Below are 21,149 nucleotides of genomic sequence, written 5' to 3'. Positions count from 1 at the left end.
AGGCCCCGCAGGGGCCGAGTGAATCCCTCCCGCCCAAGCGCCCCAGAGTCCTCGATGCGTTGTTCCAACGCCGCCGCCAAGACTGCGTTCGGTGTTCGGCAGGAACCCAAGGGTTCGACAAACCGGCGCAGCCGGTTTGCACGGCGAAGCCGCCCGTAGGGCGAGGCCCCGCAGGGGCCGAGTGAATCCCTCCCGCCCCCAAGCGACCCAGTGTCCTCAATGCGTTGCTGCAAGGCCGCCGCCAAGGCTGCGTTCGGTGTTCGGCAGAAACCCAAGGGTTCGATGAACCGGCGCACCCGGTTTGTACGGCGAAGCCGCCCCCGCCCGGCTCCCCGGCTCGTGCTCCAATGCACCGAGACGGCCGCGTCGTGAGTGATGGGGCCCATTGCACTTCCCTCGACGTCGAAGTGCCAGCCGCGGCTCGCGCGCCGCCGGACAATGTCGCCGTCCGGCTTTCGTCCGGACCCCGCCATCCCAGCCTCACGCGACCACCCCGCCGCCTGGCGCTAGACTGGCCGCCCCTCGTCCCTGCGCCTGCCCCATGTCCGAAATCCAGGTCCCCGTATCCTTCGGCGAACTGCTCGACAAGATCTCGATCCTGCAGATCAAGTCCGAGCGCATGACCGACGCGGCCAAGCTGGCCAACGTGCGCAAGGAACTGTCCGCGCTGGAGCACTCCTGGATGCAGCATCCGGCCGCCGGCGGCGATATCGCCAAGCTGCGCGCGCAGCTGAAGGCCGTCAACGAGCGCCTGTGGGACATCGAGGACGCCATCCGGGTCAAGGAGAAGGCCGGCGAGTTCGACGAGGAATTCGTGCGCCTGGCCCGCAGCGTGTACTTCGAGAACGACGAGCGCGCGCGGGTGAAGAAGGAGATCAACCTCGCCCTGGGCTCGGCCTATGTCGAGGAGAAGTCGTACCAGGACTACCGCGGCGGTTCGACGCCCTGATCGCCGCCCGCCGCCGCGCCTGCGCGGCGCTCGCGGTCCACGTCTTCCAGCGCGCGGATGCGCACCATGTGCCTGACCATGCGCAGGGCAGGGCTGTGCGGCAGCGCCACCCCGTAGCCGGCATGCAGGCGCTCCACGTCGGCCGCGCGGCCCATGCCGATCGCGCCGAGCTGGGCCACCAGCAGCGCCTGCTCCTGGACCTCGGCCGGCAGCGCCTGCGGCAGCTGCAATACCGCTTCGCCGGTGGTGCGCATGGCCGCGGCATCGCGCGCTGCCGCGGCCGCGTACATGGCCAGCATCCGGCGTACCGGTTCGGGTTGGAGCGCCGGGTCGATCCACGCCGGTTCGATCCAGACCCCGCGCAGGTCCGCCGCCGGCAGCGGACCGAGCGTGGCCATCGCCATCGCCGAAGCCGCCACGGCCCAGGTCGCCGGATCGACGACCGGCCCGCGTGACAGGCCGAGCAGGGCCTGCAGCTGCGGCTCGGCGGCGGGCGCATCGCGTTCGCGCAAGGCCAGGGTGCTGGCGTGGGTGCCGTCGCGCAGTGCGGCGGCCAGCGTGATCGCGCGATCGCGCGCCAGCAGCAGGCCGTGGCCGGGCAGCGCGCGCGCCGGCTGCGACGCCGGGGGCGGCGTGCGGCCTTCGAGCAGGTCCAACACCGGCAGGCCGTTGTCGGCCAGCCGCTGCAGGGTATCGGCGCGGTCGCCGCGGAAGCGCGTGCGCGGGCCCTGCAACGACACCAACGGGTGGAAGTCGCTGTGCGGCTGCGCCTGCAGCGCGCGCACGTAGGTTTGCAGCAGCGCGCGGCCGCCGATCCGGCGCAGCGGCAGCGCCGCATCGCCGTCCAGGCCGACGCGCGCGGTTTCGCGCGACAGCGCCGCGCCCGCGTGCAGCCGTCGCGCATCCGGGTCCGGACAGCGCTGGCGGCAGGCGACCACGACCAGGTCGTTGTCCTGCGCCAGGTACACCTGTGCATCGGGGAAGCCTTCCAGCAGCGCGGCGATGATCGGCGCCAGCAGCGCGTCGTCGATCTCGTAGGTCTGCAGCCACTGCACCAGGATTCCGTCCTCGGCCAGGTGCCCGCGCAGGAACACATAGAACTGCGTGGTGAACAGGCTCGCCACCCCGCTCACCCACGGATTGGACGGCTCGGAAACGATGACGTCGTAGCGCCGGCGGTGGCTGGAGAAGAAGTGGCGCGCATCGTCGAAGTGGATATGCGAGCGCGGGTCGTCGAGCGCGCGGCCGATGCGCGCGGCGAAATGGCGCGTGCCGGCTGCATGCACCACCGGCTCGATCTCCACCGTCTCCACCCGCTCGACCCGGTCGCTGCCGAGCAGGGTATGGGTGGTCAGGCCCAGGCCCAGGCCGATCACGCCGACCTGCCGCGGTTGCGGGTGCAGGGCCAGCGGCAGCGCGCCGAGGGTGACCATGGTCAGTTCGTCGCCGGCCGGTGGGCCGTCGATCGAGGCCGACATCGCGCCGTCGGACTTGCCGTTGGTCAGCAGCGACAGCGTGCCCTGCGCCGGCGAGCGGGCCACGCCGATCGTGGCAGTCTTGCCGTCGCGCAGGAACGGCACCTCCAGCGCGCCGTCGAGCCGGGCGAAGCCGGTGCGGAACGCGCCCGACAGCTGCGTGCGCGGATCCGGCCGTCCCCAGCCGAGCACCAGCACGAACGCGGCGACGGCGGCCAGGACCATGCCGCCCACGCGCCGCGGCGCCAGCTCGCCGCGCGCATGCGCCAGCAGCCAGAAGCCGAGCAGCACGTCGACGGCGGCGGCCAGCATGATCCCGGCGCGCACGCCGGCCAGCGGCACCAGCACGTGCACCATCAGCAGCACGCCGGCGATCGCGCCGAGGGTGTTGGCCGCGTACAACCGGCCGATCGCGGCCTCGCCGGCGCCGTCGCGCAGCAGCGCCAGGGTGAACAGCGGCAGGGTCATGCCGGCGAAGAACGCCGCCGGCAGCATCACCGCCATCGCGATCACGGCGCTGCCCAGCAGGTACAGCCGGTAGCCGCCATCGGTGCGCGACAGCGACTGCACCAGTGCCGCGGTCCAGTCGAACGAATGGGCGAACGCCAGCAGCGACAGCAACGCGGCCACGCCCATCGCCACCTGCGCCAGCGCGGCCACCCGCAGCGGATCGTGCAGGCGCGCCGCGCGCCGCTGCACCCAGGCGCCACCGAACGCCAGCCCGAGCAGGAATGCGGCCAGCATCAGCTCGAAGCTGTGCAGGGTGGTCCCCAGGGCCTGGTTGAGCAGGCGGATCCAGCCGATCTCGTAGACGAACGAACACGCCCCCGAGGCCAGCGCGATCCACAGCACCGCGCGTACCTGCCGCGTGCGCTGCGGCCTGCCAGCGCCGTCCGCCGCGGCAGCGGGCCCATCGGACGGATCGGCGCGTGACGGGCCGGTGGGCGCCGCCGCGGGTACGTGCGACAGTTCATGGCGCAGCGACAACCAGGCGGCCACCGCGGCGACGGCCAGGTTGGCTATGCCGGCGACGGCCAGCGCCCCGGGCATGCCCAGCCGCGGCAGCAGCAGGAAGGTCGCGCCGAGCGCACCCAGCGCGGCGCCGAGGCTGTTGGCGAAGTACAGGCCGCCGAGCACGCGCGCGTCGTGGCCGGCACGCGCCGCCTGGCCGCCGCCGGCGCGCAGCCAGCCGGCGCTGAGCAGCGGGAAGGTCGCGCCCAGCAGCAGGCAGGCCGGCAGGATCAGCAGTGCCGCGCCCAGCCATGGGTACAGCCGTCCGGCGAGACCGCCGCCGAGCGCCGGCAGCACCACCTCGGACAGGCCCAGGTAGCCCAGGAACAGCGGATGGAAGGCCAGGCCCAGCACGCCGATCGCGGCCTCGGCGATGGCGTAGGCACGCAGCAGGCGCGCCCAGTGCCGGCCGCGGCGCGCCACCCACCACGCACCCAGCGCCATCCCGCCCATGAAGATCGCCAGCACCAGGCTCTGCGCGTAGGCGGCATGGCCGAGGACCAGGCCCAGGTAGTGCGACCACAGCGACTGGTAGACCAGGCCGGCGAAGCCGGAGACCACGAACAGGGCGAGGACGGCCGTACCGGGAAGCGGCGAGGGCGCTTGCCCGCCCCGCGGTGATGGCAACGAGCTCACGCGCCCGGGCCCGGCGCCGGCCGCGCCTGGTCAGCGGCGGTGGTCGGCGCGGTAGCGTTCGAACGCATCGATCGCATCGTCCACGGTGACCAGTTCCATGACTCCGTCGTGCTCGATCTTGGTCCCCCACTTCAGCGCCGACGCCGGCTTGCCCAGGTACTTGCGTGCGGCGTCGTCGTAGCGGTCCACGCAGTAGCGCCGGTCGGAGTAGGGGCCGCTGCGCGCCGGGTTGCTGGCCGCGTGCAGGCCCAGCACCCGGGTGCCCATCGCGTTGCCGATGTGCATCGGCCCGGAGTCGGGGGTGACCAGCAGGTCGGCGCGGGCGAGCAGCGCCGGCAACTGCTTGAGCGTGTCCTTGCCGACCAGGTCCAGCGCCGGCGCGCGCATCGCCGCCACGATCGCATCGGCGGTGCTGCGTTCCAGTTCGCTGCGCCCGCCGCACAGCACCACCCGCCAGCCACGCGAAGCGGCGTGGTCGGCCAGGGCGGCGTAGCGGTCGGGATACCAGTTGCGGCGCACGTGGCTGGAGCAGGGCGAGATCATCAGCACCGGGGTGCCGTCGTCGGGCCACTGCGCTCGCGCCCATTCGCGCGCCGCCTCCGGCACCGGCAGGTCCCAGGTGACTTCGGCCTGGCGCAGCCCCAGCGGCTCGCAGAAGCTGCCGATCGCATCGAGCACGTGGATGCCCGGGCGGTCGGGGATGCGCTCGTTGATGAAGAGCCCGTGCAGGTCCTTGGAGCGGGAGCGGTCGTAGCCGATCCGGCGCTCGGCGCGGATGTAGGCCGACAGCAGGTTGGCGCGGAACGCCACCTGCATCTGCAGCAGCGCCGCGAACGGCTGCGCCGGCAGCGCCGCACGCAGGGCGCGCATGCCGGCCAGGCCGCTGCGCTTGTCGTAGACATGGAAGACCACGCCCTCGAGGCCCTCCAGCAGGCGGAAGCCGGCCGGGTCGATGATCCAGTGCAGCGGGGGCGTCGCCTCCGCGCCGGGCCAGGCGCGCTGCAAGGTGCGCACCAGCGGCACGACGTGGGTCACGTCGCCGAGGGCGGACAGGCGCAGCAGGCAGAGTGGGGGGCGCATCGCTGGCAGGTGTTGTTAGACTCGTGCGGATGGTCGCCTTTGACGCCAGCGAAGCCCTGACGCCGTACCGCGCCGAGAGCGGGTACGGGGCCATTCTCTTCGACCGCGAACGACTGCGGCAAGCCGGCGCCCACCTGTTCTCGCCGGCGGCCTGGGGCGAGCGCGCCCGGCCGGTGGGCTCCGGCGGGCGTGGTGGGGCCTGGTTCGTCGATGCGCCGTTCGGTCCGGCGGTGCTGCGCCACTACCTGCGCGGCGGCCTGGCCGCGCGCTTCAGCCGCGATGCCTACCTCTGGCGCGGGGCCTCGCACACGCGCAGCTTCGCCGAGTTCCGGCTGATGCGCGAACTGCTCGGCCGCGGCCTGCCGGTGCCGCGCCCGCTGGCGGCCAGCTACGTCCGCGACGGCTTCCAGTACCGCGCCGCGATCCTGCTGGAGCGGCTGATGGACGTGCGCTCGCTGGCCGACCGCGCCCTGGTGGCCGGCAACGGTGCGCCCTGGGAGGAAACCGGAAGGCTGGTCGCCCGCTTCCACCGCGAGGGCCTGGACCACGCCGACCTCAACGCGCACAACCTGCTGTTCGACGGCAACGGCCGCGGCTGGATGATCGATTTCGACCGCGGCCGCATGCGCATCCCCGCCACCCACTGGCGCGAGGCCAACCTGCGCCGGTTGCTGCGCTCGCTGCTCAAGCTGCGCGGCGAGCGCGCCGCCGGCGAAGTCGAGGCCGACTTCGCCCGCCTGCGCCGGGCCTACGACCTGGCCTGGAAGCGGGGCTGCTGATGGCCGGGTGGACGCTGCGTCTGCATGGGGTCGGCAATGCGTCGGCGGTGGAACTGGGCTCGGCCATGGCCAGCATCGAGTGCGACGGCCGGCCGTGGCTGACCATCGACTGCGGCGCCGAGGGCCTGACCGCGTTCGAGGTGCTGTACGGCCACCCGCCCGATGCGGTGTTCATCACCCACGTGCACCTGGACCATGTCGCCGGGCTGGAACGGCTGTTCGTGTCCAGCTACTTCGATCCGCAGCGGCGTGGCCGCGTGCGCCTGTACGTGCCCGCGCCGGTGGTGCCGCTGCTGCAGCGGCGCGTGGCCGACTACCCCAACGTGCTGGCCGAGGGCGGCGCCAATTTCTGGGACGCGTTCCAGCTGGTGCCGGTGAGCGACGCGTTCTGGCACGACGGCCAGCGCCTGGAGGTGTTCCCGGTGCGCCACCACTGGCCCGACACCGCCTTCGGCCTGCGCCTGCGCGGCAGCGTGGTCTGGAGCGGCGATACCCGGCCGATCCCGGAAATGCTGGCCCGCCACGCCGATGCCGGCGAGCTGATCGCCCACGACTGCGCGCTGCACGGCAACCCCTCGCACACCGGCCTGGACGACCTCGAGCGCGAGTACCCCGATGCGCTGCGCAAGCGGATGCTGCTCTACCACTACGCCGGCCAGGCCGATGCGGTGGCGATGGTCGCGCGCGGCTACCGGGTCGCGCGTCCGGGCGAATCCTGGCCGCTGGCCGAACCGCGCACCGCGTTGCCGGCGCCGGCATGAAACTGGCGCCGCAGCTGCCGGCCGTGCCGCAGGACCGCTTCGGTCGGCCGCTGCGCGACCTGCGGCTGTCGGTGATCGACGCCTGCAATTTCCGCTGCGGCTATTGCATGCCGGCCGACCGCATCCCCGACGACCACGGCCTGGACGCGGCCGGGCGGCTGTCGTTCGACGAGATCGAGACCCTGGTGCGCGGCTTCGCCGCGATCGGCGTGCACAAGCTGCGCCTGACCGGCGGCGAGCCGCTGCTGCGCAAGCGCCTGCCCGAACTGGTGGCGCGGCTGGCGACGGTCCCGGGCATCGACGACCTGGCCCTGACCACCAATGGCTCGTTGCTGACCGCGCAGGCGCATGCGCTGCGCCAGGCCGGCCTGCACCGGCTGACCGTCAGCCTGGACGCGCTGGACCCGCCGGTCTTCGCCGCCATGTCCGGTGGCCGCGGCGAGGTCGGCACGGTGCTGGAAGGGATCGAAGCGGCGCAGGCGGCCGGCTTCGAGGCGATCAAGATCAACTGCGTGGTCCAGCGCGGGCTCAACGAGGACCAGGTGCTGCCGCTGCTGGCGCATTTCCGCGGCAGCGGCCACGTGGTCCGCTTCATCGAGTACATGGACGTGGGCACCTGCAACGGCTGGCGCCGCGACCAGGTCGTGACCTCGGCGCAGCTGCGCGACCGCATCGCCGCGCGCTGGCCGCTGCGTCCGCTGCAGTCGCAGTACCGCGGCGAGGTGGCCGAACGCTACGCCTTCGCCGACGGCGGCGGCGAGGTCGGCTTCGTCAGCTCGGTCAGCGCGCCGTTCTGCGGCGACTGCCACCGCGCCCGGGTCTCGGCCGACGGCCGCCTGTACACCTGCCTGTTCGCCGGCGAGGGCCACGACCTGCGCCCGGCGCTGGCCGGCGGCGCGGCCGCGCTGGCCGACCATGCGGCCGCACTGTGGTCGCGCCGCGGCGACCGCTACAGCGAGATCCGCAGCCAGCCGCAGGCGCCGCGCAAGCACATCGAGATGTACCTGATCGGAGGTTGAGTGGCCACGCGCAAGTCGTCCATCCCGCAGTTGACCCACCTGGACGCCGATGGCCGTCCGGCCATGGTCGACGTCTCGGCCAAGGCCGTCACCGCGCGCAGCGCCACCGCGGCGTGCCGGGTGAAGTTCCCGGCGGCGGTGGCCGCGCAGCTGCGCGCCAGCGGCCTGCGTGCGGGCAAGGGCGGGATCCTCGAAACCGCGGTGATCGCCGGCACGATGGCGGCCAAGCGCACGCACGAACTCATTCCGTTCTGCCACGCGCTGCCGCTGGACGGCGTGCGCATCGCCATCGACTGGCACGGCGAGCGCGAACTGCGGATCGAGTGCACCGCCCGCACCACCGCCCGCACCGGCGTGGAAATGGAGGCGCTCACCGGCGCCACCGTGGCCGCGCTCACCGTCTACGACATGAGCAAGGCGCTGTCGCACGCCATCGTGCTGGGTCCGGCGAGGCTGCTGGGCAAACGCGGCGGCAAGCGCGACTTCGGCAGGGAGGGGTGATGGCGACGGTGCGGCTGCTGTACTTCGCCAGCCTGCGCGAGGCCGCGGGACGGGACGTGGAGGTGGTGGACAGCGCCGCGCCGGACCTGGCTGCGCTGTACGCCGAGGCCGCCGCCCGCCACGCGCTGGGCTGGCCGCGCGAGCGCCTGCGGGTGGCGGTGGATGGCGCGTTCGCGCGCTGGGACGACGCGCTGGCCGATGGCAGCGAGGTCGCCTTCATCCCGCCGGTCTCGGGAGGCTGAGATGGCTGCGCACGCTGCCGCCCCGGTCGTGGTCCGCTTCGAACTGGCCGATGCACGCTTCGAGGTCGCGCCCCTGCGTGCGCGGCTGCTGCATGACGCCGCCGGCGCCTACGCCAGCTTCGAAGGCTGGGTGCGCGACCACAACGACGGCCGCCCGGTGCTCGGGCTGCGCTACGAGGCCTATGCCGCGCTCGCCGCGGCCGAAGGCCAGCGCATCGTCGAGGAAGCCGCGGCCCGCTTCGCCATCACCGGCGTGCATTGCGTGCACCGCACCGGCGAGCTGGCGATCGGCGACCTGGCGGTGTGGGTGGGCGTGGGCGCCGCGCACCGCGGCGCGGCGTTCGATGCGTGCCGCTTCGTGATCGACGAGGTGAAGTCGCGGGTGGCGATCTGGAAGCACGAGCGCTACGCCGACGGCGACGTGCAGTGGCTGCATCCGGACACCACGCAGGTCGCCGGCGAAAGCAATGGACGGGAGGAGGATCGATGAGCTGCATGCCATTCCGCCGCCTTGCGGCCACACCGGCCCTGCTGCTGGCCATGCTGGCCGCGCCCGGCTTCGACGCGCACGCCTTCGATCCGCAGGCGGGTAGCGCGCCGGCACGGGGCGCCGAACTGCTGGTCGGCAACAAGTCCGCCGACACGCTGTGGCGCCTGTCGCTGGCCGATGGCCGCAAGCTCGGCCAGACACCCACCGCGCCCGGCCCGCACGAGATCGCGGTCAGCCCCGACGGCCGGCTCGCGGTGGTCAGCGAGTACGGCCGCCAGGCCCCGGGCAACACCCTGGGCGTGTACACCGCCGACGGCCGGCTGCTGCGCCGGATCGACCTGGGTACGCACACCCGGCCGCACGGCATGCGCTTCGATGCCGACGGCCGGCGCCTGCTGGTCACCACCGAAGGCAGCGATGCGCTGCTGGTGGTCGATGTCGAAGGCAAGGTCGAGCGCGCGATCGACCTTGGCCCGGGCAAGGGCCACATGGTCGCGCTGTCGCGCGACGGCGCCGTCGCCTATGTCAGCAAGGTCGGCGCCGGCACCGTGGTGCGCGTCGGCCTGGCCGACGGCAGCGTGCTGGAGAAGCCGGCCGGCGTGGGGGCCGAAGGAATCGCGGTCGCCAGCGACGGCCGCGTGTGGGTCAGCAACCGCGAGGAAGGTTCGGTGACCGTGCATGACCCGGTGACCCTGGACGTGCTCGACACCCTGGCCAGCGACGGCTTCCCGATCCGCGTCGTGTTCACCCCCAGCGGCCGCCACGCGCTGGTGACCAATGCGCGCGCTGCGACCCTGGCGGTGTTCGATACCGTTTCGCGCAAGCCGGTGGCGCTGGTCGAGCTGGCCAGGCCCGGCACCGAGTACCGCGAAACGATGCTCGGCCGCGCCGCGCTGCCGATCGGCGCGATCGCCGATCCCTCCGGCGAACGCGTCTACGTCGCCATCAGCGGCGGCAACGAGATCGCCGTGGTCGACACCGCGAGCTGGACCGTGGTCGAGCGCTGGCCGACCGGTGACGAGCCGGATGCGCTGGGGATCGTGCCGGCGCCGTGAACGCGCAGCCGGGCAAGCCCGGCTCTACGTCCGGCCGGTCGCACGCGTGAAGTTTTGCCGCGCGTAGAGCGGGGCTCGCCCCGCTGCGCTCCACCGACGCCCCCGATCAGCCGGGCAAGCCCGGCTCTACGTCGGCCGGTTGCACGCGTGAGGGTTCGCCGCGCCCCGTAGAGCGGGGCTCGCCCCGCTGTGCTTTACCGACGCGCCGATCAGCCGGGCAAGCCCGGCTCTACGCCCGGCCGGTTGCACGCATGAAGTTTCGCCGCGCCGCGTAGAGCGGGGCTCGCCCCGCTGCGCTTCACCGACGCCCCGATCAGCCGGGCAAGCCCGGCTCTACGATGGGCGTGCGACGTCCGGCCAGGAGCCCGGCCACCAACGTGGCCGCCACCGCGCCGGCCAGCTGCGCGAGCACGAACCCGGGCACGTCCGCCGGCCGGATCCCGGAGAAGGTCTGGGTCAGCGCACGGCCGAGGGTCACGGCCGGGTTGGCGAACGAAGTGCTGGCGGTGAACCAGTAGGCGGCGAAGATGTAGCTGGCCACCAGTGCCGGGATCGCCGCCGGACGGTGCCGCGCGCCCAGCAGGATCGTCAGCACCAGGCCGAAGGTGGCCACGCCTTCGCTCAGCCACTGGCTGTTCCCGGTGCGCACGCGCGTCCCGGGCTGCAGCGTCGCCAGGTCGAACATCGCATGGGCCAGCAGCACGCCGGCGATCGCGGCCACCACCTGCACGCCGGCGTAGGCCAGCGCCTCGTGCGTGCGCAGCTGCCCGCGCAGGCGCATCGCCAGCGTCACCGCCGGATTGAAGTGGGCGCCGGAGACCGGGCCCAGCACGGTGACCAGCACGTAGAGGATGCCGGCGGTCGCGCCGGCGTTGGCCAGCAGCGCGATCGCATCGTTGCCGCCGGCCAGGTTCACGCCCATGATCCCCGAGCCCACCACGCAGGCGAGCAGCAGCGCGGTGCCGAGGAACTCGGCCAGCAGCTTGCGCCCCAGTCCCATCACAGCGACGCCAGCAGCGCCTGGACCCGGCGGCCGATCTCGTCGCGCACCGTCCGGTAGCCCTCGTCGTCCATGTGCTTGGGATCGGGCAGGGCCCAGTCCTCGCGCATCCGCGCCGGCACCCACGGGCAGTTGTCGCCGCAGCCCATGGTGACCACCGCGTCGAACTCGCCGTCGATCTCGTCCAGCGACTTCGATGCATGGGTCGTGAGGTCGTAGCCCAGCTCGGCCATGAAGCGCACCGCCTTCGGGTTGATCTGGCCCGAGGGCTTCGAGCCGGCGCTCAGCGCCTCGACGCCGCTGCCGCCGTGCAGGCGGGCGAAGGCCTCGGCCATCTGGCTGCGGTTGGAGTTCTCGACGCAGACGAACAGCACGCGCTTCATGGCTGGCCCCCCTGCTGGCCGATGGCGCGCAGTTCCTGCTCGCGGGCCAGGTGGTCGAGCTTGTCCAGCGGCAGCGCCAGCAGCAGTTCGATCCGCCGCCGCAGCGTGATCCAGGCATCGCGGAAGCCCTTCGGATCGTCCGGCGTCCTCGCCGGATCCGGGACGCCCCAGTGGGCCAGGACCGGATGCCCGGCCCATACCGGGCAGGCCTCGCCGGCGGCGTTGTCGCAGACGGTGATGACGAAATCCATCACCGGTGCGCCAGGCACGTCGAATTCGTCCCAGCTCTTGGTGCGCAGCGCCGCGATGGGCTGGCCGAGTCCGGCGATCAGTTCCGCGGCCAGCGGTTGCACGGCCGCGGCCGGATGGCTGCCGGCGCTGTAGGCGCGGAAGCGGCCCTGGCCCAGGTGGTTGAGCAGGGCTTCGGCCATCTGGCTGCGCGCCGAGTTGCCGGTGCACAGGAACAGGGTGTTGAAGGTGCGGGAGTCAGTCATGGTGGGGGTCGAGTCGTCTGGTCATGCATCGGGCCGATGCCGGGCACAGGGAGCGGAACTCGGTGCTGGACTGCACCGCCACCGGCGCGTGTTCGCGCGCGATGTCGGCGTAGCCGCGCCGGGCGAAGAACGGCGCCGCGGTCTCGGTGAGCAGCACCAGCTGCGGCAGACCCCGCGCCGCCGCGCGCGCTTCGATGGCCTCGACCAGCCGGCCGCCGAGGCCACGCCCGCGGTGGTCGCCATGCACCGCCAGCGAGCGCAGCAGGCCGGCGCCATCGAAGGCTTCGACCCCCACCACGCCGGCCAGCGCGCCGCCCTCGCAGGCGACGATGAAGTCGATCGCCGCCGTGTCGAGATCCTCGACCGGCAAACTGGAGTCCCGCAGCAGTCCGCGGATCGCGGCGTGGTCGTCGCTGGTGGCCGGGCGCAGGTCCATGGCTCAGCAGCAACCGGACTGCGGGCTGCAGCAGGACGTGGTGCCGGCCGGGCGCGGTTTGATCGCGGCCACGTCCGGGCTGCAGCTGGCGCCGTCGGTGGCGCAGGCGGCCTCGCCGGCGTGGTAGGTGGTGGCCTCGCCGGTGGTGTGGAAGGTTTCCCAGCGCGTGCCCTGCGGGTCCTCGGTCCACAGCTTGTCCGACTGCGCGTAGCAGCAGACCGTGGCCTCTTCGGGAACCACGGTGCCGCCGGCCGCGTCCAGGCGGCGGCCCAGTGCGGCCAGGCCTTCGGCATCGGCGACCTGGAAGCCGAGGTGGTCGATGCCCGGCGCGCGCCCGGTGGCGGAGATGGCGAAGTTCACCCGCGGATCGTCGAGCATCCACTTGGCGTAGTCGGGCTTGAGCACCGCCGGCTGCGCGGCGAACAGCTCCGAGTAGAAGCGGATGCTGGCGTCGAGGTCGGCGACGTTGAGGTGGACGTGGAAGCGGTTCATGCACGGGCTCCTTTCTTCTTCGGGGTGCAGGTGGCGGCCGGGCCGCAGTCGGCCGCGCCGGCGCAGCAGTTCTCGGTCAGGTAGGCGACCAGGGCGTTCATCTGCAGGTAGTTGGCGCGGACGCGGATGACCCGGCCTTCGCGCTCGTCGCGGACCAGCGCCGCCGCGCGCAGCACGTTGAGGTGCGCGCTCAGCGTGGCCGGCGGCAGGTCGAGGAGTTCGCGCAGTTCGCCGACGGCCAGGCCATCGGGTCCGGCCTGCACGAGCGCGCGGAAGGCCGAGAGGCGGGATTCGTGGCTGAGCGCGCCGAGGGCGGCGAGGGCGGTGCGGGTTTTCATGATTCGATAATTCCGGAATTATGGAATTGTGTCAACAGCCGGGAGCGGGGCTCGCCCCGCTGCGCTCCCGACGCTGCCGCCAGCCGGGCAAGCCCGGCTCTACGTCGATGCGCTGTTCGTAGAGCGGGGCTCGCCCCGCTGCGCTTTACCGACATCCCTCGAAGAGCGAGCCCCTGGCGCCGCGCGTTTTCCGAGGTCCCGCCAGCCGGGCAAGCCCGGCTCTACGTCGATGCGCTGCTCGTAGAGCGGGGCTCGCCCCGCTGCGCTTTCCCGGCGCGCGGGGGGAAGCGCGCAAGCCTCTCCTCTACGCACGCCGTGGCGACGGCCCTCGCTGTCCTGCATCGGGTTAGCGCCGGGGTGCCCCCCAAAAAGGTGGCGGCCCCGCCGGCTGGCCTCGGCGCCCGCGTCGATCGATACCGTTGCTGCCTTCCGGCCCTGGCGGGATTTTCGATCTAGCGTCGCGAGGGGCCGACGGGGCCACCATAGGTGCGGGTCGCGCGGGGCGATCCCTGGATCCGGCGGGGCGGGGCCACCTGCGGCGGCCACCGCTCACGCGGGACGCGAATTCTAGCCGATCCCGCCGACGCGCCGCCATGGCGACGGCCGTTCGCGACGTTCGCGCGGTTCAGCCCGGGATCGTTCCGGCCCGCCATCGGGCCCGCATGGTCGCCGCGGTCCTCACGCCGCCACTCCTTCCTCCACCCGCCCGCGCCGCTTCACGAAAGGCACGTCCAGGGTCAGGTAGGTGCCGGCACGCCACAGCCACTCCAGGGGCCCGTAATAGAAGCGCCGGAACCACAGGTGCGCGAACACCACCTGCGCGGCGAACGCCACCAGCCCCAACGCCAGCGCCTGCACCTGGGTCATGCTCGCGTGCAGGCCCAGGCCGTAGCCGTAGAACACCGGCACGAACAGCAGCGACTGCAGCACATACAGGGTCAGGGTCATGCGTCCGGCCGGCGCCAGCACGCCCAGCGCGCGCCCGGCGCCGCCGTAGTACGCGGTGGTGAAGGCCAGCATCAGCACCGCCATCACCGCCAGGTCGAACAGGCTGCCCAGCACCGCGCCGGCCAGCGCGCGCGGCATCACCATCGCCGCGCTGGCCGGCACCAGCTGCGCCAGCGGCTCGCGACCGAAGTACAGCGCCAGCGCGCCCACCAGCGCGACCAGCAGCGCTTCCACCCGCGCCCGCGCGAACGCCTCCGGCCGGCTGAAGAAGCCGATCCGCCCCAGCACCATGCCGACCAGCGACAGGCCCACGATCTGGCTCAGCCGCCCGGATTCGTACATGAAGAGCCACTTGAAGCCGTGGCCGTCGACCACGTTCATGCGCAGCGTGTCGAGGAAGCCACCGTCCAGGTACACCTGCGGGATGGTCGCGCTCCAGTAGCCCAGCGGCTGGTTGGCCCAGCCGGCGCCGCCCAGCGCAAATGCAATGCGCACCAGCATCAGCGGCTGCAGCAGGAAGAACACCGCCACCGCCAGCAGCACCCGGTTCGAGCGCACCCGGTAGAACGGCAGCAGGAACAGCCCCATCACCGCCAGCACCTCGAGCACGTCGCCGCGGTACCACAGCCCGTGCAGCAGGCCCATCGCCGCCAGCAGCGCCAGCCGCCAGACGAAGCGCCCGGTGAAGTCCACGCCGCGGCGCGCGGCGCGGTCCATGATGATGAAGAAGCTCACGCCGAAGCACAGCGCCAGCAACGCGAACGCCTTGCCGGCGAACACCAGCCAGACCGCGTCGTGCACGGCCAGCTGCAGCGGATCGGTCGCCGGGTGCGCCCAGTACAGCTCGAACAGCTCGGGCATGTGCACGATGAAGATGCCGAACAGGGCGAAGCCGCGCAGGGCGTCGAGGCCTTCCATGCGCGGGGTGTAGGTGGCGTTCTGCATGCGGTTCCCCTCTGGGCAGGGACATGCCGCCCCGGCCAGGGCAGGCGTGTCCTCGATGTGGCTCCCAGGACGGCGAGCATACCGGCGCCGGGCGCGCGCGGGGAGGGTGGCTGGCGCGTGCTCCCCGGGGTACAAGGCCGGTGGCGGCGGCCGGCGCGCGGCCATCGCGACGGACCTGTCGATTCCGGGGCCGGCGCCTCGTCGCTAAAGCATCCCCTCCAAGGAGTTCCCATGAAATACCTCGGCCTGGCCTACTACTCCCCCGACGCCTTCGCGGCGATGACGCCCGAGGCGGTCGAAGCCCTCGTCAGCCAGTGCCCGGCGCTGGACGCGAAGATGCAGGCCACCGGCAGGATGCGGGTGTCCGCCTCGCTGGGCGAACCGCACACGCGCAAGACCCTGCGGCCGCGCGGCGGCAAGGCCCAGGTCAGCGACGGCCCCTACAGCGAGGCCAAGGAAGTGGTCGGCGGCCTGTTCGTCATCGAGGCCGACAGCGAAGAGGAGGCGCTGGCGATCGCGTCGATGCATCCGGCCGCCACGATCGGCGAGGAAGGCGGCTGGGCCGTGGAGCTGGTGCCGCTGGACTTCTACCAGGGGCGTTGAGGAAGACCGGGGCCGCGCCTCCCCGTTTGGGGGAGCGGGCGGTGCTCCGCACGGGTCATGACAGGCCAGGCGCGCGCTCGCACAGTGGCTGCAGTGGTGTCGCCGCCCGGCCTGCGCCGGGCAGGGACAGGCGCCACGCCCCAAGGCGAGTCGTGGAGAACGGACCCGTGCACGCAAGGCGAATCCTCATCGCCATCGTCCTGTGCCTCGCCGGGCCGGTTTGCGCCGGCGAGCGCGCGCCGGACCTGCTGGAGGTCGACCTGTTCGCCGTGCCGCCGGCGGACTTCCGCCACCCGGAGAGCATCGCGACCGATCCGGCCACCGGCCAGGTCTACGTCGGCTCGTTCGACGCGCGCGAGCCGCACGCCATCCGCGACAACCAGATCCTGCGCCTGTCGCTGGACGGCGAGGTGCTGGCCCGCGTGCGGCTCGGTCCCACTCCAGTTACCGGGCTCGCCCATCACGGGTCCGCCCTGTATTTCCTGAACTTCGGCGCCTCGCGCCTGCAGCGGCTGCCGGCCGACTTCGCCGACGGCGCGCGGCCTGAGGACGTGGTCGCGTTCGCCGCGCTGGCGCCGGCCGCACCGCCGCTGCGCGAGGTCGCCAATCCCGACGGCAGCAGCGACCGCATCGCGTTCGGCGCGGCCGGGTTCCCGGCGATCAACGGACTGGCCTTCGACCGCCGCGGCAACGCCTACGTTTCCGATTCGTTCCAGGGTGCGATCTACCGGATCGCCGCGGCCGCCACCTGCGCTCCGTGCCGGGTGGAAGTGCTGGCGCGCGACGGCCTGCTCGCCACCACCGGCGCGCTGCCGTTCGGCGCCAACGGCATCGCGATCGACGACGCGGCCGGCCGCCTGTACGTCAACAACGCCGGCGACGGCCGCGTGCTGCGCATGCCGCTGGCTGGCGGCGCGGTGGAGGTGCTCGCCGATGGCCTCTACGGCGCCGACGGCCTGCTGCTGCACGGCGACCGGCTGTGGGTGGCCGCCAACCAGATCGACACCGTGGTGTCGATCGACCTGCGCGGCAAGGTGCGCGCCCGCGCCGGCCGCTTCCACGGCATCGCCGCCGACGGCACCCCGGACGGACTGCTGTTCCCGGCCGCCACCGCGGTGCAGGGCAACCGGATGATCGTGGCGAACCTCGCGCTGCCGCTCACCGCCACCGCCGGCGACGAATGGGAAGAGCAGGTGACCCGCTGGAACCTGATGGTCTTCGACATCCCGTCGCACGGCGACCGCTGATCGCGCCCCACCGGAGATTGCCCATGCGCACCCTAGCCCTGGCCGCATTCCTCGCCCTGGCAGGCCTGTTCGCCACGCCGGCCCATGCCGCCACCGCGGTCGAGGCCCCCACGCGCACGGTCACAGTGGGCGATGACACGGTGGCCTACCGCACGCTGGGAAGCGGACCGCCGCTGCTGCTGCTCAACCGCTTCCGCGGCACCCTAGATACCTGGGATCCGGCCTTCCTCGACGCGCTGGCGCGGCACCGCACGCTCTATCTGGTCGATCTCCCGGGCATCGGTTACTCCACGGGCGTACAGCCGGATTCGATGGAGGCGGGGGTCGTGCTGGTGGACGGCATCGCCGACGCGCTGGGCCTGCAGCAGTTCGACCTGCTGGGCTGGTCCTGGGGCAGGCTGCTGGCGCAGGCCTACGTCATCGACCGCCCGGGCCGGGTCGGACGGCTGGTGCTGCTGGCCACCAATCCACCCGGCCACAACGACATCCCCCTGCAGCCCGCGTTCCTCGAGCGCGCGCTGAAGCCGGTCAACGACCTGGCCGACGAGGAAGTGCTGTTCTTCGAGCCAGCTTCGGCCGCCAGCCGCCAGGCCGCGAAGGCATCGCGCGAACGCATCCACCAGCGCGAGGGCGTCGACGCGCACATCCCGTCCGACCCGGCGCAGTTCGAGCGCTATTTCAAGGCGGCCTGCGGGTTCCACGCCGATCCGTCCGACCGCCGCGCGCGACTGGGGCAACTGGAGCTGCCGATGCTGGTGATCGCCGGCGACCACGACACCAGCACCGCCGGCCAGAACTGGTTTCCGCTGGTCGGCCACCTGCGCACCGCGCGCGTCATGTTCTATTCCGGCACCGGCCACGCGCCGCACCACCAGCATCCGGACGAAGTGGCGGAACTGATCGGCGATTTCCTGGCGCGCTGATCGAGCGATGCGCGGTCGGTCACCGTCGACATCGACGTTCCGCGTAGCCGCGTCGCCGGCCGCGCCTCGTTAGTCCACGCACGCCGGCGGCCAGCGCGCATCGGCGCCCGCTTCCAGCTCGACCAGGAAGAACTCGCCCGAGCGCTCGCCGTCGGCCTGGGCGAACAGCAGCCGCTTCGCGTCCGGCGACAGCAGCGGTCCGACCTGGAACACGTCGTCGCGCGCCGGCACCCGCCCGCGCTCGCGCCAGGCCTCGCCGTGGCGGTCGTACACGTACAGGTGCGAGCGCGTGCCGCGGTTGGCGACCACCACCAGTACGCGGCCGTCGGCGGACAGGTCGGCCTCGTACTCGTCGGCCGGCGTGTTGACCGGCGCCGGCAGCGCCGCGACCGCCCAGCCCCCGTCGGCGCGCGGCGTCGCCCGGTACACGTCGCGCCCGCCCGCGCCGCCGTCGCGCGCCGAGCCGAACAGCAGGCTGCCGTCGGCCTGCGGCCGCGGCAGCAGTTCGGTCTGCGCGCTGTTCACCGGTAGCGGCAGCCGCTCCGGCTCGCCCCAGCCGCCATCGGCGTGGCGGCGGACGCGCCAGATGTCCAGGTCGCCGGCACTGGCGCGATCGCTGGCGTAGTAGAGCCAGGCGCCGTCGGGGCTGTAGGCCGGATCGGTTTCCAGCGCGCTCGCCGGGCCGGCGAACGCCGGCTCGCGCGGCGCGTCCCGCTGCCCGCCGCGGCAGTGCGAATACAGCAGCCGGTAGCGGTCGAACGCCGGCGGCGCGCGGAAAAAGAACAGCTCGCCGCCGTCCGGCGAGAACACCGGCGAGGATTCGTACTGGTCGCTGGCCAGCGCCGGCGGCGTCCAGCGCAGCGGTGGCGCCGGCAGGTCGAGGTCGCGCGCGGCAGCAGCGGCGCAGGCGACCGCCGGCAGGAGGCAGAGCGCGAACAGCAGGGGACGCAGGGGCATGCCGGATCTCCTCGGGGACGGCCGCGACCGTAGCCGTCCGTGCGCCTCGCGCATAGCGACCATCGCACAAGCCAGCCTTGAGCGTGGCTCATGCCGCGAGGTGGCCCGGTCATCGCAGGCGGCGAGCAGGAAGAGCGCATTCGAGGACGATCTCGATGCGGAGCCGGGCGCGGCCGCGAGCACGGGGGCGAAGCAGGCGTGCGCCGGCGCCGAGGTCGGGGCGCGCATCGCGATCGGTGTGGAAGCGCCGATGAATGGTTCAGTCGAGTGGCCTGAGGCGATATCTTCGTGAAGTAGCATCGCAACGGGCCGGCGGAGCGGCCGCTTGCTGGAGGGGCCCGTACTTGAGACTCGCAGACTTCATCGAGGCCAACTCGACCCGGATCGTGGACGCCGCGGAGGATTTCGCGCGTACGCAGCTGACGCCGGGGATGCAGCTCGACGCGGCCGCGCTGCGCAACCACATACCGCTGATCCTGGCCGCCTTCGTACGGGACCTGCGCACACCGCAGACGCCGGACCAGCAACGGGTCAAGTCCGAGGGGCGGGCGCCGGCGCCGGGAGGTCCCGAGTCGGCGGCCGCCGGCCACGGCCGGATGCGGGCCCAGGACGGGTTCGGCGTGAACCAGATGGTCGCCGAATACCGCGCCATGCGCGCGTCCGTGCTGCGGCTGTGGACCGCCGACCGGGCGCTGACCGCCGATTCGATCGAGGACATGGTCCGCTTCAACGAAGCCATCGACCAGGCGCTCGCCGAATCGCTGGTGGAGTTCACCGCGGAGGTCGACAAGTGGCGCAACATCTTCCTCGGCGCCCTGGGGCATGACCTGCGCGGCCCGCTGGCCGCGGTGGTGCTGACCACCGACGTGCTGGCGACGAAGCTCCACGATCCCCGGCTCGCCCCGCTGGTCGAACGCATCGCCAGCGGCGCGGCGCGCACCACCCGGCTGCTGGACGAGCTGCTGGAGTACAGCCGCAGCGGCCTGGGCGTGGGCATGTCCATCGATCGGCGCGAGTGCGACCTGCGCGATGAGCTGCGGGAGGAAACGGAGATCCTGCGGGCCGCGCTGCCGGACGTGGCCATCACCCTCGACCACGAGGGCTCCGCCAAGGGGCACTTCGACGCGTCAAGACTGCGCGAGGCGATCCACAACCTGGTGACCAACGCGGCCAAGTACGGCGATCCGGAGTCGGAGATCGGGATTTCGATCGTCGGCCAGCCGCAGCACCTGGCCATCGCGGTCACCAACCGCGGGCCCGCGCTTCCGGCCGGCTCCGAGGCCGCGATGTTCGACCCGTTGAAGAGAGGCCCCACGGCGGCCGCGACGGGCGAAGCCACCAGCATGGGACTGGGCCTGTTCATCGTGCGGGAAGTGGTGCTGGCCCACGGTGGGGCGGTGGAAGCGCGATCCGGCGATGGCAGGACCTGCTTCGAGATCCTGCTCCCGCGCAGGACGGGGGACGCGCTGCCCGAGGCTGGCTGAGGCCGGGTTTCGTCACCGGCGCAAAGCCGGGGCCAGGGTGGACTTCGGGGAGTGCAGCGGGAACGTGCGTTCCGGTTCCGGTCTCCAGGAGAAAACGCCCCGGCGAACCGGGCGTTGTTCGATCAACGCGGCGACGCCGCGTTACATCGGCGCGACCACCGCCGGCTGCGCCGCCTCGCCGCGGCGGCTGCGGAAGCGCGCCGACAGCGCCTGGCGCAGGTTGTCCAGGCCGGCGCTCTTGCCCGACACCTTTAGCACCGCGTAGCCCTCCAGCGAGGCGGTCATCAGGTCGCTGCCCAGCGCCATCTCGGTGTGCTCGAGCAGTTCGCGCAGCCGTTCCAGCCGTTGCCGGCGCGGGCGCAGCGCGTCGAGCGCGGCCAGGTCGCCGCGGTAGGCGGCCACGTCGAAATTGCGCGGCAGCACCTGGGCGTGCTCGCTGAAGGCGGCCACCGCCTGGCGGCAGAACGCCTCGGACTTGGCGCCCATCTTGGTGAGGTCGCGGCGCAGTTCCGGGTCCAGCCCGAGCAGCGGCGCCAGCTCGGTCTCCAGGGTGGCCAGCGCCGCGTCGATCGCGGCCAGGGATTCGGTGGAGAGGTTGAGGTCGATCAGGTTCTGGGTCATGGCGACAGCGTCCTTGTCAGTGAGCCGGCCGGAAGTGGCCGGCGGGCACACGCTGGCGCGCGCGGGCGAAGCGGGCCATCAGCGGATGGCCTGGGGTGGGGTAGGAATTTCCTGATCGGCGCGTAGGAATGGTCCGGGATGGGGTAGGGCGAGGGATGGGCGCTGGCTCTTATACACCTGGCGCTTATACACATCCGACGCTGCTGAAGACGTGTGTCGTAGCCATCTGAGGAACAAAAAAAAAATGACACCCACCACACAACGACTACAGTAAGACGCG

24 protein-coding genes and 1 other RNA gene are annotated in these 21,149 nt (G+C 72.6%); 13 read left to right on the top strand and 12 right to left on the bottom strand.

Going from position 1 to position 21,149, the window contains the following annotated elements; genetic code table 11:
* Positions 1-541: 541 nt before the first annotated feature.
* The gene (locus CSC66_RS16615) at positions 542-949 is read left to right on the top strand and encodes a DUF6165 family protein (protein WP_162378531.1); all 408 of its coding nucleotides are present in this window, start codon (positions 542-544) and stop codon (positions 947-949) included.
* Here CSC66_RS16615 and CSC66_RS16610 read toward each other — a convergent pair.
* Both CSC66_RS16610 and CSC66_RS16605 read right to left on the bottom strand, forming a co-directional pair.
* Positions 925-4,071, bottom strand: coding sequence for a fused MFS/spermidine synthase (locus tag CSC66_RS16610; RefSeq protein WP_238394439.1), 3,147 nt, complete (start codon positions 4,069-4,071; stop codon positions 925-927). The genes CSC66_RS16615 and CSC66_RS16610 overlap by 25 nt on opposite strands.
* 30 nt (positions 4,072-4,101) lie before the next feature.
* A complete protein-coding gene (locus CSC66_RS16605; protein WP_162378530.1) occupies positions 4,102-5,151 on the bottom strand; it encodes a glycosyltransferase family 9 protein in 1,050 nt (349 codons plus the stop codon).
* A 29-nt stretch (positions 5,152-5,180) separates the two neighbouring features.
* On the opposite strand from CSC66_RS16605, the gene CSC66_RS16600 reads away from it, so the two are divergent.
* The 7 genes from CSC66_RS16600 to CSC66_RS16570 are packed head-to-tail and all read left to right on the top strand — an operon-like array spanning position 5,181 to position 9,998.
* Positions 5,181-5,930, top strand: coding sequence for a 3-deoxy-D-manno-octulosonic acid kinase (locus CSC66_RS16600; protein WP_162378529.1), 750 nt, complete (start codon positions 5,181-5,183; stop codon positions 5,928-5,930).
* Complete coding sequence (locus CSC66_RS16595; protein WP_162378528.1) at positions 5,930-6,691, top strand: MBL fold metallo-hydrolase; 762 nt, start codon at positions 5,930-5,932, stop codon at positions 6,689-6,691. The genes CSC66_RS16600 and CSC66_RS16595 overlap by 1 nt, the downstream gene beginning before the upstream one ends.
* On the top strand, positions 6,688-7,710 hold the full coding sequence (moaA, locus tag CSC66_RS16590) for a GTP 3',8-cyclase MoaA (RefSeq protein WP_162378527.1): 1,023 nt from the start codon (positions 6,688-6,690) through the stop codon (positions 7,708-7,710). Before CSC66_RS16595 ends, moaA begins: the two co-directional genes overlap by 4 nt.
* Positions 7,711-8,211, top strand: coding sequence for a cyclic pyranopterin monophosphate synthase MoaC (gene moaC / locus CSC66_RS16585; RefSeq protein WP_162378526.1), 501 nt, complete (start codon positions 7,711-7,713; stop codon positions 8,209-8,211).
* Positions 8,208-8,453, top strand: a complete 246-nt coding sequence (locus CSC66_RS16580; RefSeq protein ID WP_202935688.1) for a MoaD/ThiS family protein — start codon at positions 8,208-8,210, stop codon at positions 8,451-8,453. The genes moaC and CSC66_RS16580 overlap by 4 nt, the downstream gene beginning before the upstream one ends.
* A 1-nt stretch (position 8,454) precedes the next feature.
* Positions 8,455-8,943, top strand: coding sequence for a molybdenum cofactor biosynthesis protein MoaE (locus CSC66_RS16575; RefSeq protein ID WP_162378524.1), 489 nt, complete (start codon positions 8,455-8,457; stop codon positions 8,941-8,943).
* Positions 8,944-8,948: 5 nt separating this feature from the next.
* On the top strand, positions 8,949-9,998 hold the full coding sequence (locus CSC66_RS16570) for a Vgb family protein (RefSeq protein WP_238394438.1): 1,050 nt from the start codon (positions 8,949-8,951) through the stop codon (positions 9,996-9,998).
* Between the two features lie 313 nt (positions 9,999-10,311).
* Here the strand turns inward: CSC66_RS16570 and CSC66_RS16565 are convergent, their stop codons facing one another.
* From CSC66_RS16565 to CSC66_RS16530, 8 genes are all read right to left on the bottom strand, one after another.
* Positions 10,312-10,998 (bottom strand): aquaporin, encoded by a 687-nt coding sequence (locus tag CSC66_RS16565; protein ID WP_162378523.1) that lies wholly within the window; start codon positions 10,996-10,998, stop codon positions 10,312-10,314.
* A complete protein-coding gene (locus CSC66_RS16560) occupies positions 10,998-11,381 on the bottom strand; it encodes an arsenate reductase ArsC (RefSeq protein WP_162378522.1) in 384 nt (127 codons plus the stop codon). The genes CSC66_RS16565 and CSC66_RS16560 overlap by 1 nt, the downstream gene beginning before the upstream one ends.
* On the bottom strand, positions 11,378-11,875 hold the full coding sequence (locus CSC66_RS16555) for an arsenate reductase ArsC (RefSeq protein WP_162378521.1): 498 nt from the start codon (positions 11,873-11,875) through the stop codon (positions 11,378-11,380). The genes CSC66_RS16560 and CSC66_RS16555 overlap by 4 nt, the downstream gene beginning before the upstream one ends.
* Positions 11,868-12,311 (bottom strand): arsenic resistance N-acetyltransferase ArsN2, encoded by a 444-nt coding sequence (arsN2, locus tag CSC66_RS16550; protein ID WP_162378520.1) that lies wholly within the window; start codon positions 12,309-12,311, stop codon positions 11,868-11,870. The genes CSC66_RS16555 and arsN2 overlap by 8 nt, the downstream gene beginning before the upstream one ends.
* Positions 12,312-12,314: 3 nt before the next feature.
* The gene (locus CSC66_RS16545; RefSeq protein WP_162378519.1) at positions 12,315-12,803 is read right to left on the bottom strand and encodes an ArsI/CadI family heavy metal resistance metalloenzyme; all 489 of its coding nucleotides are present in this window, start codon (positions 12,801-12,803) and stop codon (positions 12,315-12,317) included.
* Complete coding sequence (locus tag CSC66_RS16540) at positions 12,800-13,141, bottom strand: ArsR/SmtB family transcription factor (RefSeq protein ID WP_162378518.1); 342 nt, start codon at positions 13,139-13,141, stop codon at positions 12,800-12,802. Before CSC66_RS16540 ends, CSC66_RS16545 begins: the two co-directional genes overlap by 4 nt.
* Positions 13,142-13,519: 378 nt before the next feature.
* Positions 13,520-13,616: signal recognition particle sRNA small type (gene ffs, locus CSC66_RS16535), an RNA gene on the bottom strand.
* Between the two features lie 203 nt (positions 13,617-13,819).
* Positions 13,820-15,034 (bottom strand): DUF418 domain-containing protein, encoded by a 1,215-nt coding sequence (locus CSC66_RS16530; RefSeq protein WP_202935686.1) that lies wholly within the window; start codon positions 15,032-15,034, stop codon positions 13,820-13,822.
* 231 nt (positions 15,035-15,265) lie between these two features.
* Here CSC66_RS16530 and CSC66_RS16525 point away from each other — a divergent pair, with 231 nt between their 5' ends.
* The 3 genes from CSC66_RS16525 (at position 15,266) to CSC66_RS16515 (ending at position 17,807) form a co-directional block, all read left to right on the top strand.
* Positions 15,266-15,637 carry a YciI family protein gene (locus tag CSC66_RS16525; RefSeq protein WP_162378517.1) on the top strand — a complete coding sequence of 124 codons (372 nt, stop codon included), beginning with the start codon at positions 15,266-15,268 and terminating at the stop codon, positions 15,635-15,637.
* A gap of 167 nt (positions 15,638-15,804) precedes the next feature.
* Positions 15,805-16,884, top strand: a complete 1,080-nt coding sequence (locus tag CSC66_RS16520) for an SMP-30/gluconolactonase/LRE family protein (protein ID WP_162378516.1) — start codon at positions 15,805-15,807, stop codon at positions 16,882-16,884.
* Between the two features lie 23 nt (positions 16,885-16,907).
* The gene (locus CSC66_RS16515; RefSeq protein WP_162378515.1) at positions 16,908-17,807 is read left to right on the top strand and encodes an alpha/beta fold hydrolase; all 900 of its coding nucleotides are present in this window, start codon (positions 16,908-16,910) and stop codon (positions 17,805-17,807) included.
* Positions 17,808-17,876: 69 nt separating this feature from the next.
* On the opposite strand, the gene CSC66_RS16510 is transcribed toward CSC66_RS16515, so the two are convergent.
* Entirely contained in the window at positions 17,877-18,764 is an 888-nt protein-coding gene (locus tag CSC66_RS16510) for a TolB-like translocation protein (RefSeq protein ID WP_162378514.1), read from the bottom strand.
* Between CSC66_RS16510 and CSC66_RS16505 the strand changes: the two genes are divergently transcribed.
* A complete protein-coding gene (locus CSC66_RS16505; RefSeq protein WP_162378513.1) occupies positions 18,763-19,056 on the top strand; it encodes a hypothetical protein in 294 nt (97 codons plus the stop codon). The genes CSC66_RS16510 and CSC66_RS16505 overlap by 2 nt on opposite strands.
* 52 nt (positions 19,057-19,108) lie before the next feature.
* Positions 19,109-20,248 carry a sensor histidine kinase gene (locus CSC66_RS16500; RefSeq protein ID WP_162378512.1) on the top strand — a complete coding sequence of 380 codons (1,140 nt, stop codon included), beginning with the start codon at positions 19,109-19,111 and terminating at the stop codon, positions 20,246-20,248.
* 141 nt (positions 20,249-20,389) lie between these two features.
* On the opposite strand, the gene CSC66_RS16495 is transcribed toward CSC66_RS16500, so the two are convergent.
* Positions 20,390-20,869 carry a hypothetical protein gene (locus CSC66_RS16495; protein ID WP_162378511.1) on the bottom strand — a complete coding sequence of 160 codons (480 nt, stop codon included), beginning with the start codon at positions 20,867-20,869 and terminating at the stop codon, positions 20,390-20,392.
* Positions 20,870-21,149 lie beyond the last annotated feature (280 nt).

The organism is Pseudoxanthomonas kaohsiungensis (assembly GCF_010211765.1).
Taxonomy (GTDB): Bacteria; Pseudomonadota; Gammaproteobacteria; order Xanthomonadales; family Xanthomonadaceae; genus Pseudoxanthomonas; species Pseudoxanthomonas kaohsiungensis.
This window is presented reverse-complemented; position numbering and strand designations above follow the sequence as displayed.

Excerpts from the sequence above, each read along its gene's own strand:
- CSC66_RS16615 (WP_162378531.1), top strand. The coding sequence starts at position 542 with ATGTCCGAAATCCAGGTCCCCGTATCCTTCGGCGAACTGCTCGACAAG.
- CSC66_RS16605 (WP_162378530.1), bottom strand. The coding sequence starts at position 5,151 with ATGCGCCCCCCACTCTGCCTGCTGCGCCTGTCCGCCCTCGGCGACGTG.
- CSC66_RS16600 (WP_162378529.1), top strand. The coding sequence starts at position 5,181 with ATGGTCGCCTTTGACGCCAGCGAAGCCCTGACGCCGTACCGCGCCGAG.
- CSC66_RS16595 (WP_162378528.1), top strand. The coding sequence starts at position 5,930 with ATGGCCGGGTGGACGCTGCGTCTGCATGGGGTCGGCAATGCGTCGGCG.
- moaA (WP_162378527.1), top strand. The coding sequence starts at position 6,688 with ATGAAACTGGCGCCGCAGCTGCCGGCCGTGCCGCAGGACCGCTTCGGT.
- CSC66_RS16575 (WP_162378524.1), top strand. The coding sequence starts at position 8,455 with ATGGCTGCGCACGCTGCCGCCCCGGTCGTGGTCCGCTTCGAACTGGCC.
- CSC66_RS16570 (WP_238394438.1), top strand. The coding sequence starts at position 8,949 with ATGCCATTCCGCCGCCTTGCGGCCACACCGGCCCTGCTGCTGGCCATG.
- CSC66_RS16565 (WP_162378523.1), bottom strand. The coding sequence starts at position 10,998 with ATGGGACTGGGGCGCAAGCTGCTGGCCGAGTTCCTCGGCACCGCGCTG.
- CSC66_RS16560 (WP_162378522.1), bottom strand. The coding sequence starts at position 11,381 with ATGAAGCGCGTGCTGTTCGTCTGCGTCGAGAACTCCAACCGCAGCCAG.
- CSC66_RS16555 (WP_162378521.1), bottom strand. The coding sequence starts at position 11,875 with ATGACTGACTCCCGCACCTTCAACACCCTGTTCCTGTGCACCGGCAAC.
- arsN2 (WP_162378520.1), bottom strand. The coding sequence starts at position 12,311 with ATGGACCTGCGCCCGGCCACCAGCGACGACCACGCCGCGATCCGCGGA.
- CSC66_RS16545 (WP_162378519.1), bottom strand. The coding sequence starts at position 12,803 with ATGAACCGCTTCCACGTCCACCTCAACGTCGCCGACCTCGACGCCAGC.
- CSC66_RS16540 (WP_162378518.1), bottom strand. The coding sequence starts at position 13,141 with ATGAAAACCCGCACCGCCCTCGCCGCCCTCGGCGCGCTCAGCCACGAA.
- CSC66_RS16530 (WP_202935686.1), bottom strand. The coding sequence starts at position 15,034 with ATGCAGAACGCCACCTACACCCCGCGCATGGAAGGCCTCGACGCCCTG.
- CSC66_RS16525 (WP_162378517.1), top strand. The coding sequence starts at position 15,266 with ATGAAATACCTCGGCCTGGCCTACTACTCCCCCGACGCCTTCGCGGCG.
- CSC66_RS16515 (WP_162378515.1), top strand. The coding sequence starts at position 16,908 with ATGCGCACCCTAGCCCTGGCCGCATTCCTCGCCCTGGCAGGCCTGTTC.
- CSC66_RS16505 (WP_162378513.1), top strand. The coding sequence starts at position 18,763 with ATGCCGGATCTCCTCGGGGACGGCCGCGACCGTAGCCGTCCGTGCGCC.
- CSC66_RS16510 (WP_162378514.1), bottom strand. The coding sequence starts at position 18,764 with ATGCCCCTGCGTCCCCTGCTGTTCGCGCTCTGCCTCCTGCCGGCGGTC.
- CSC66_RS16495 (WP_162378511.1), bottom strand. The coding sequence starts at position 20,869 with ATGACCCAGAACCTGATCGACCTCAACCTCTCCACCGAATCCCTGGCC.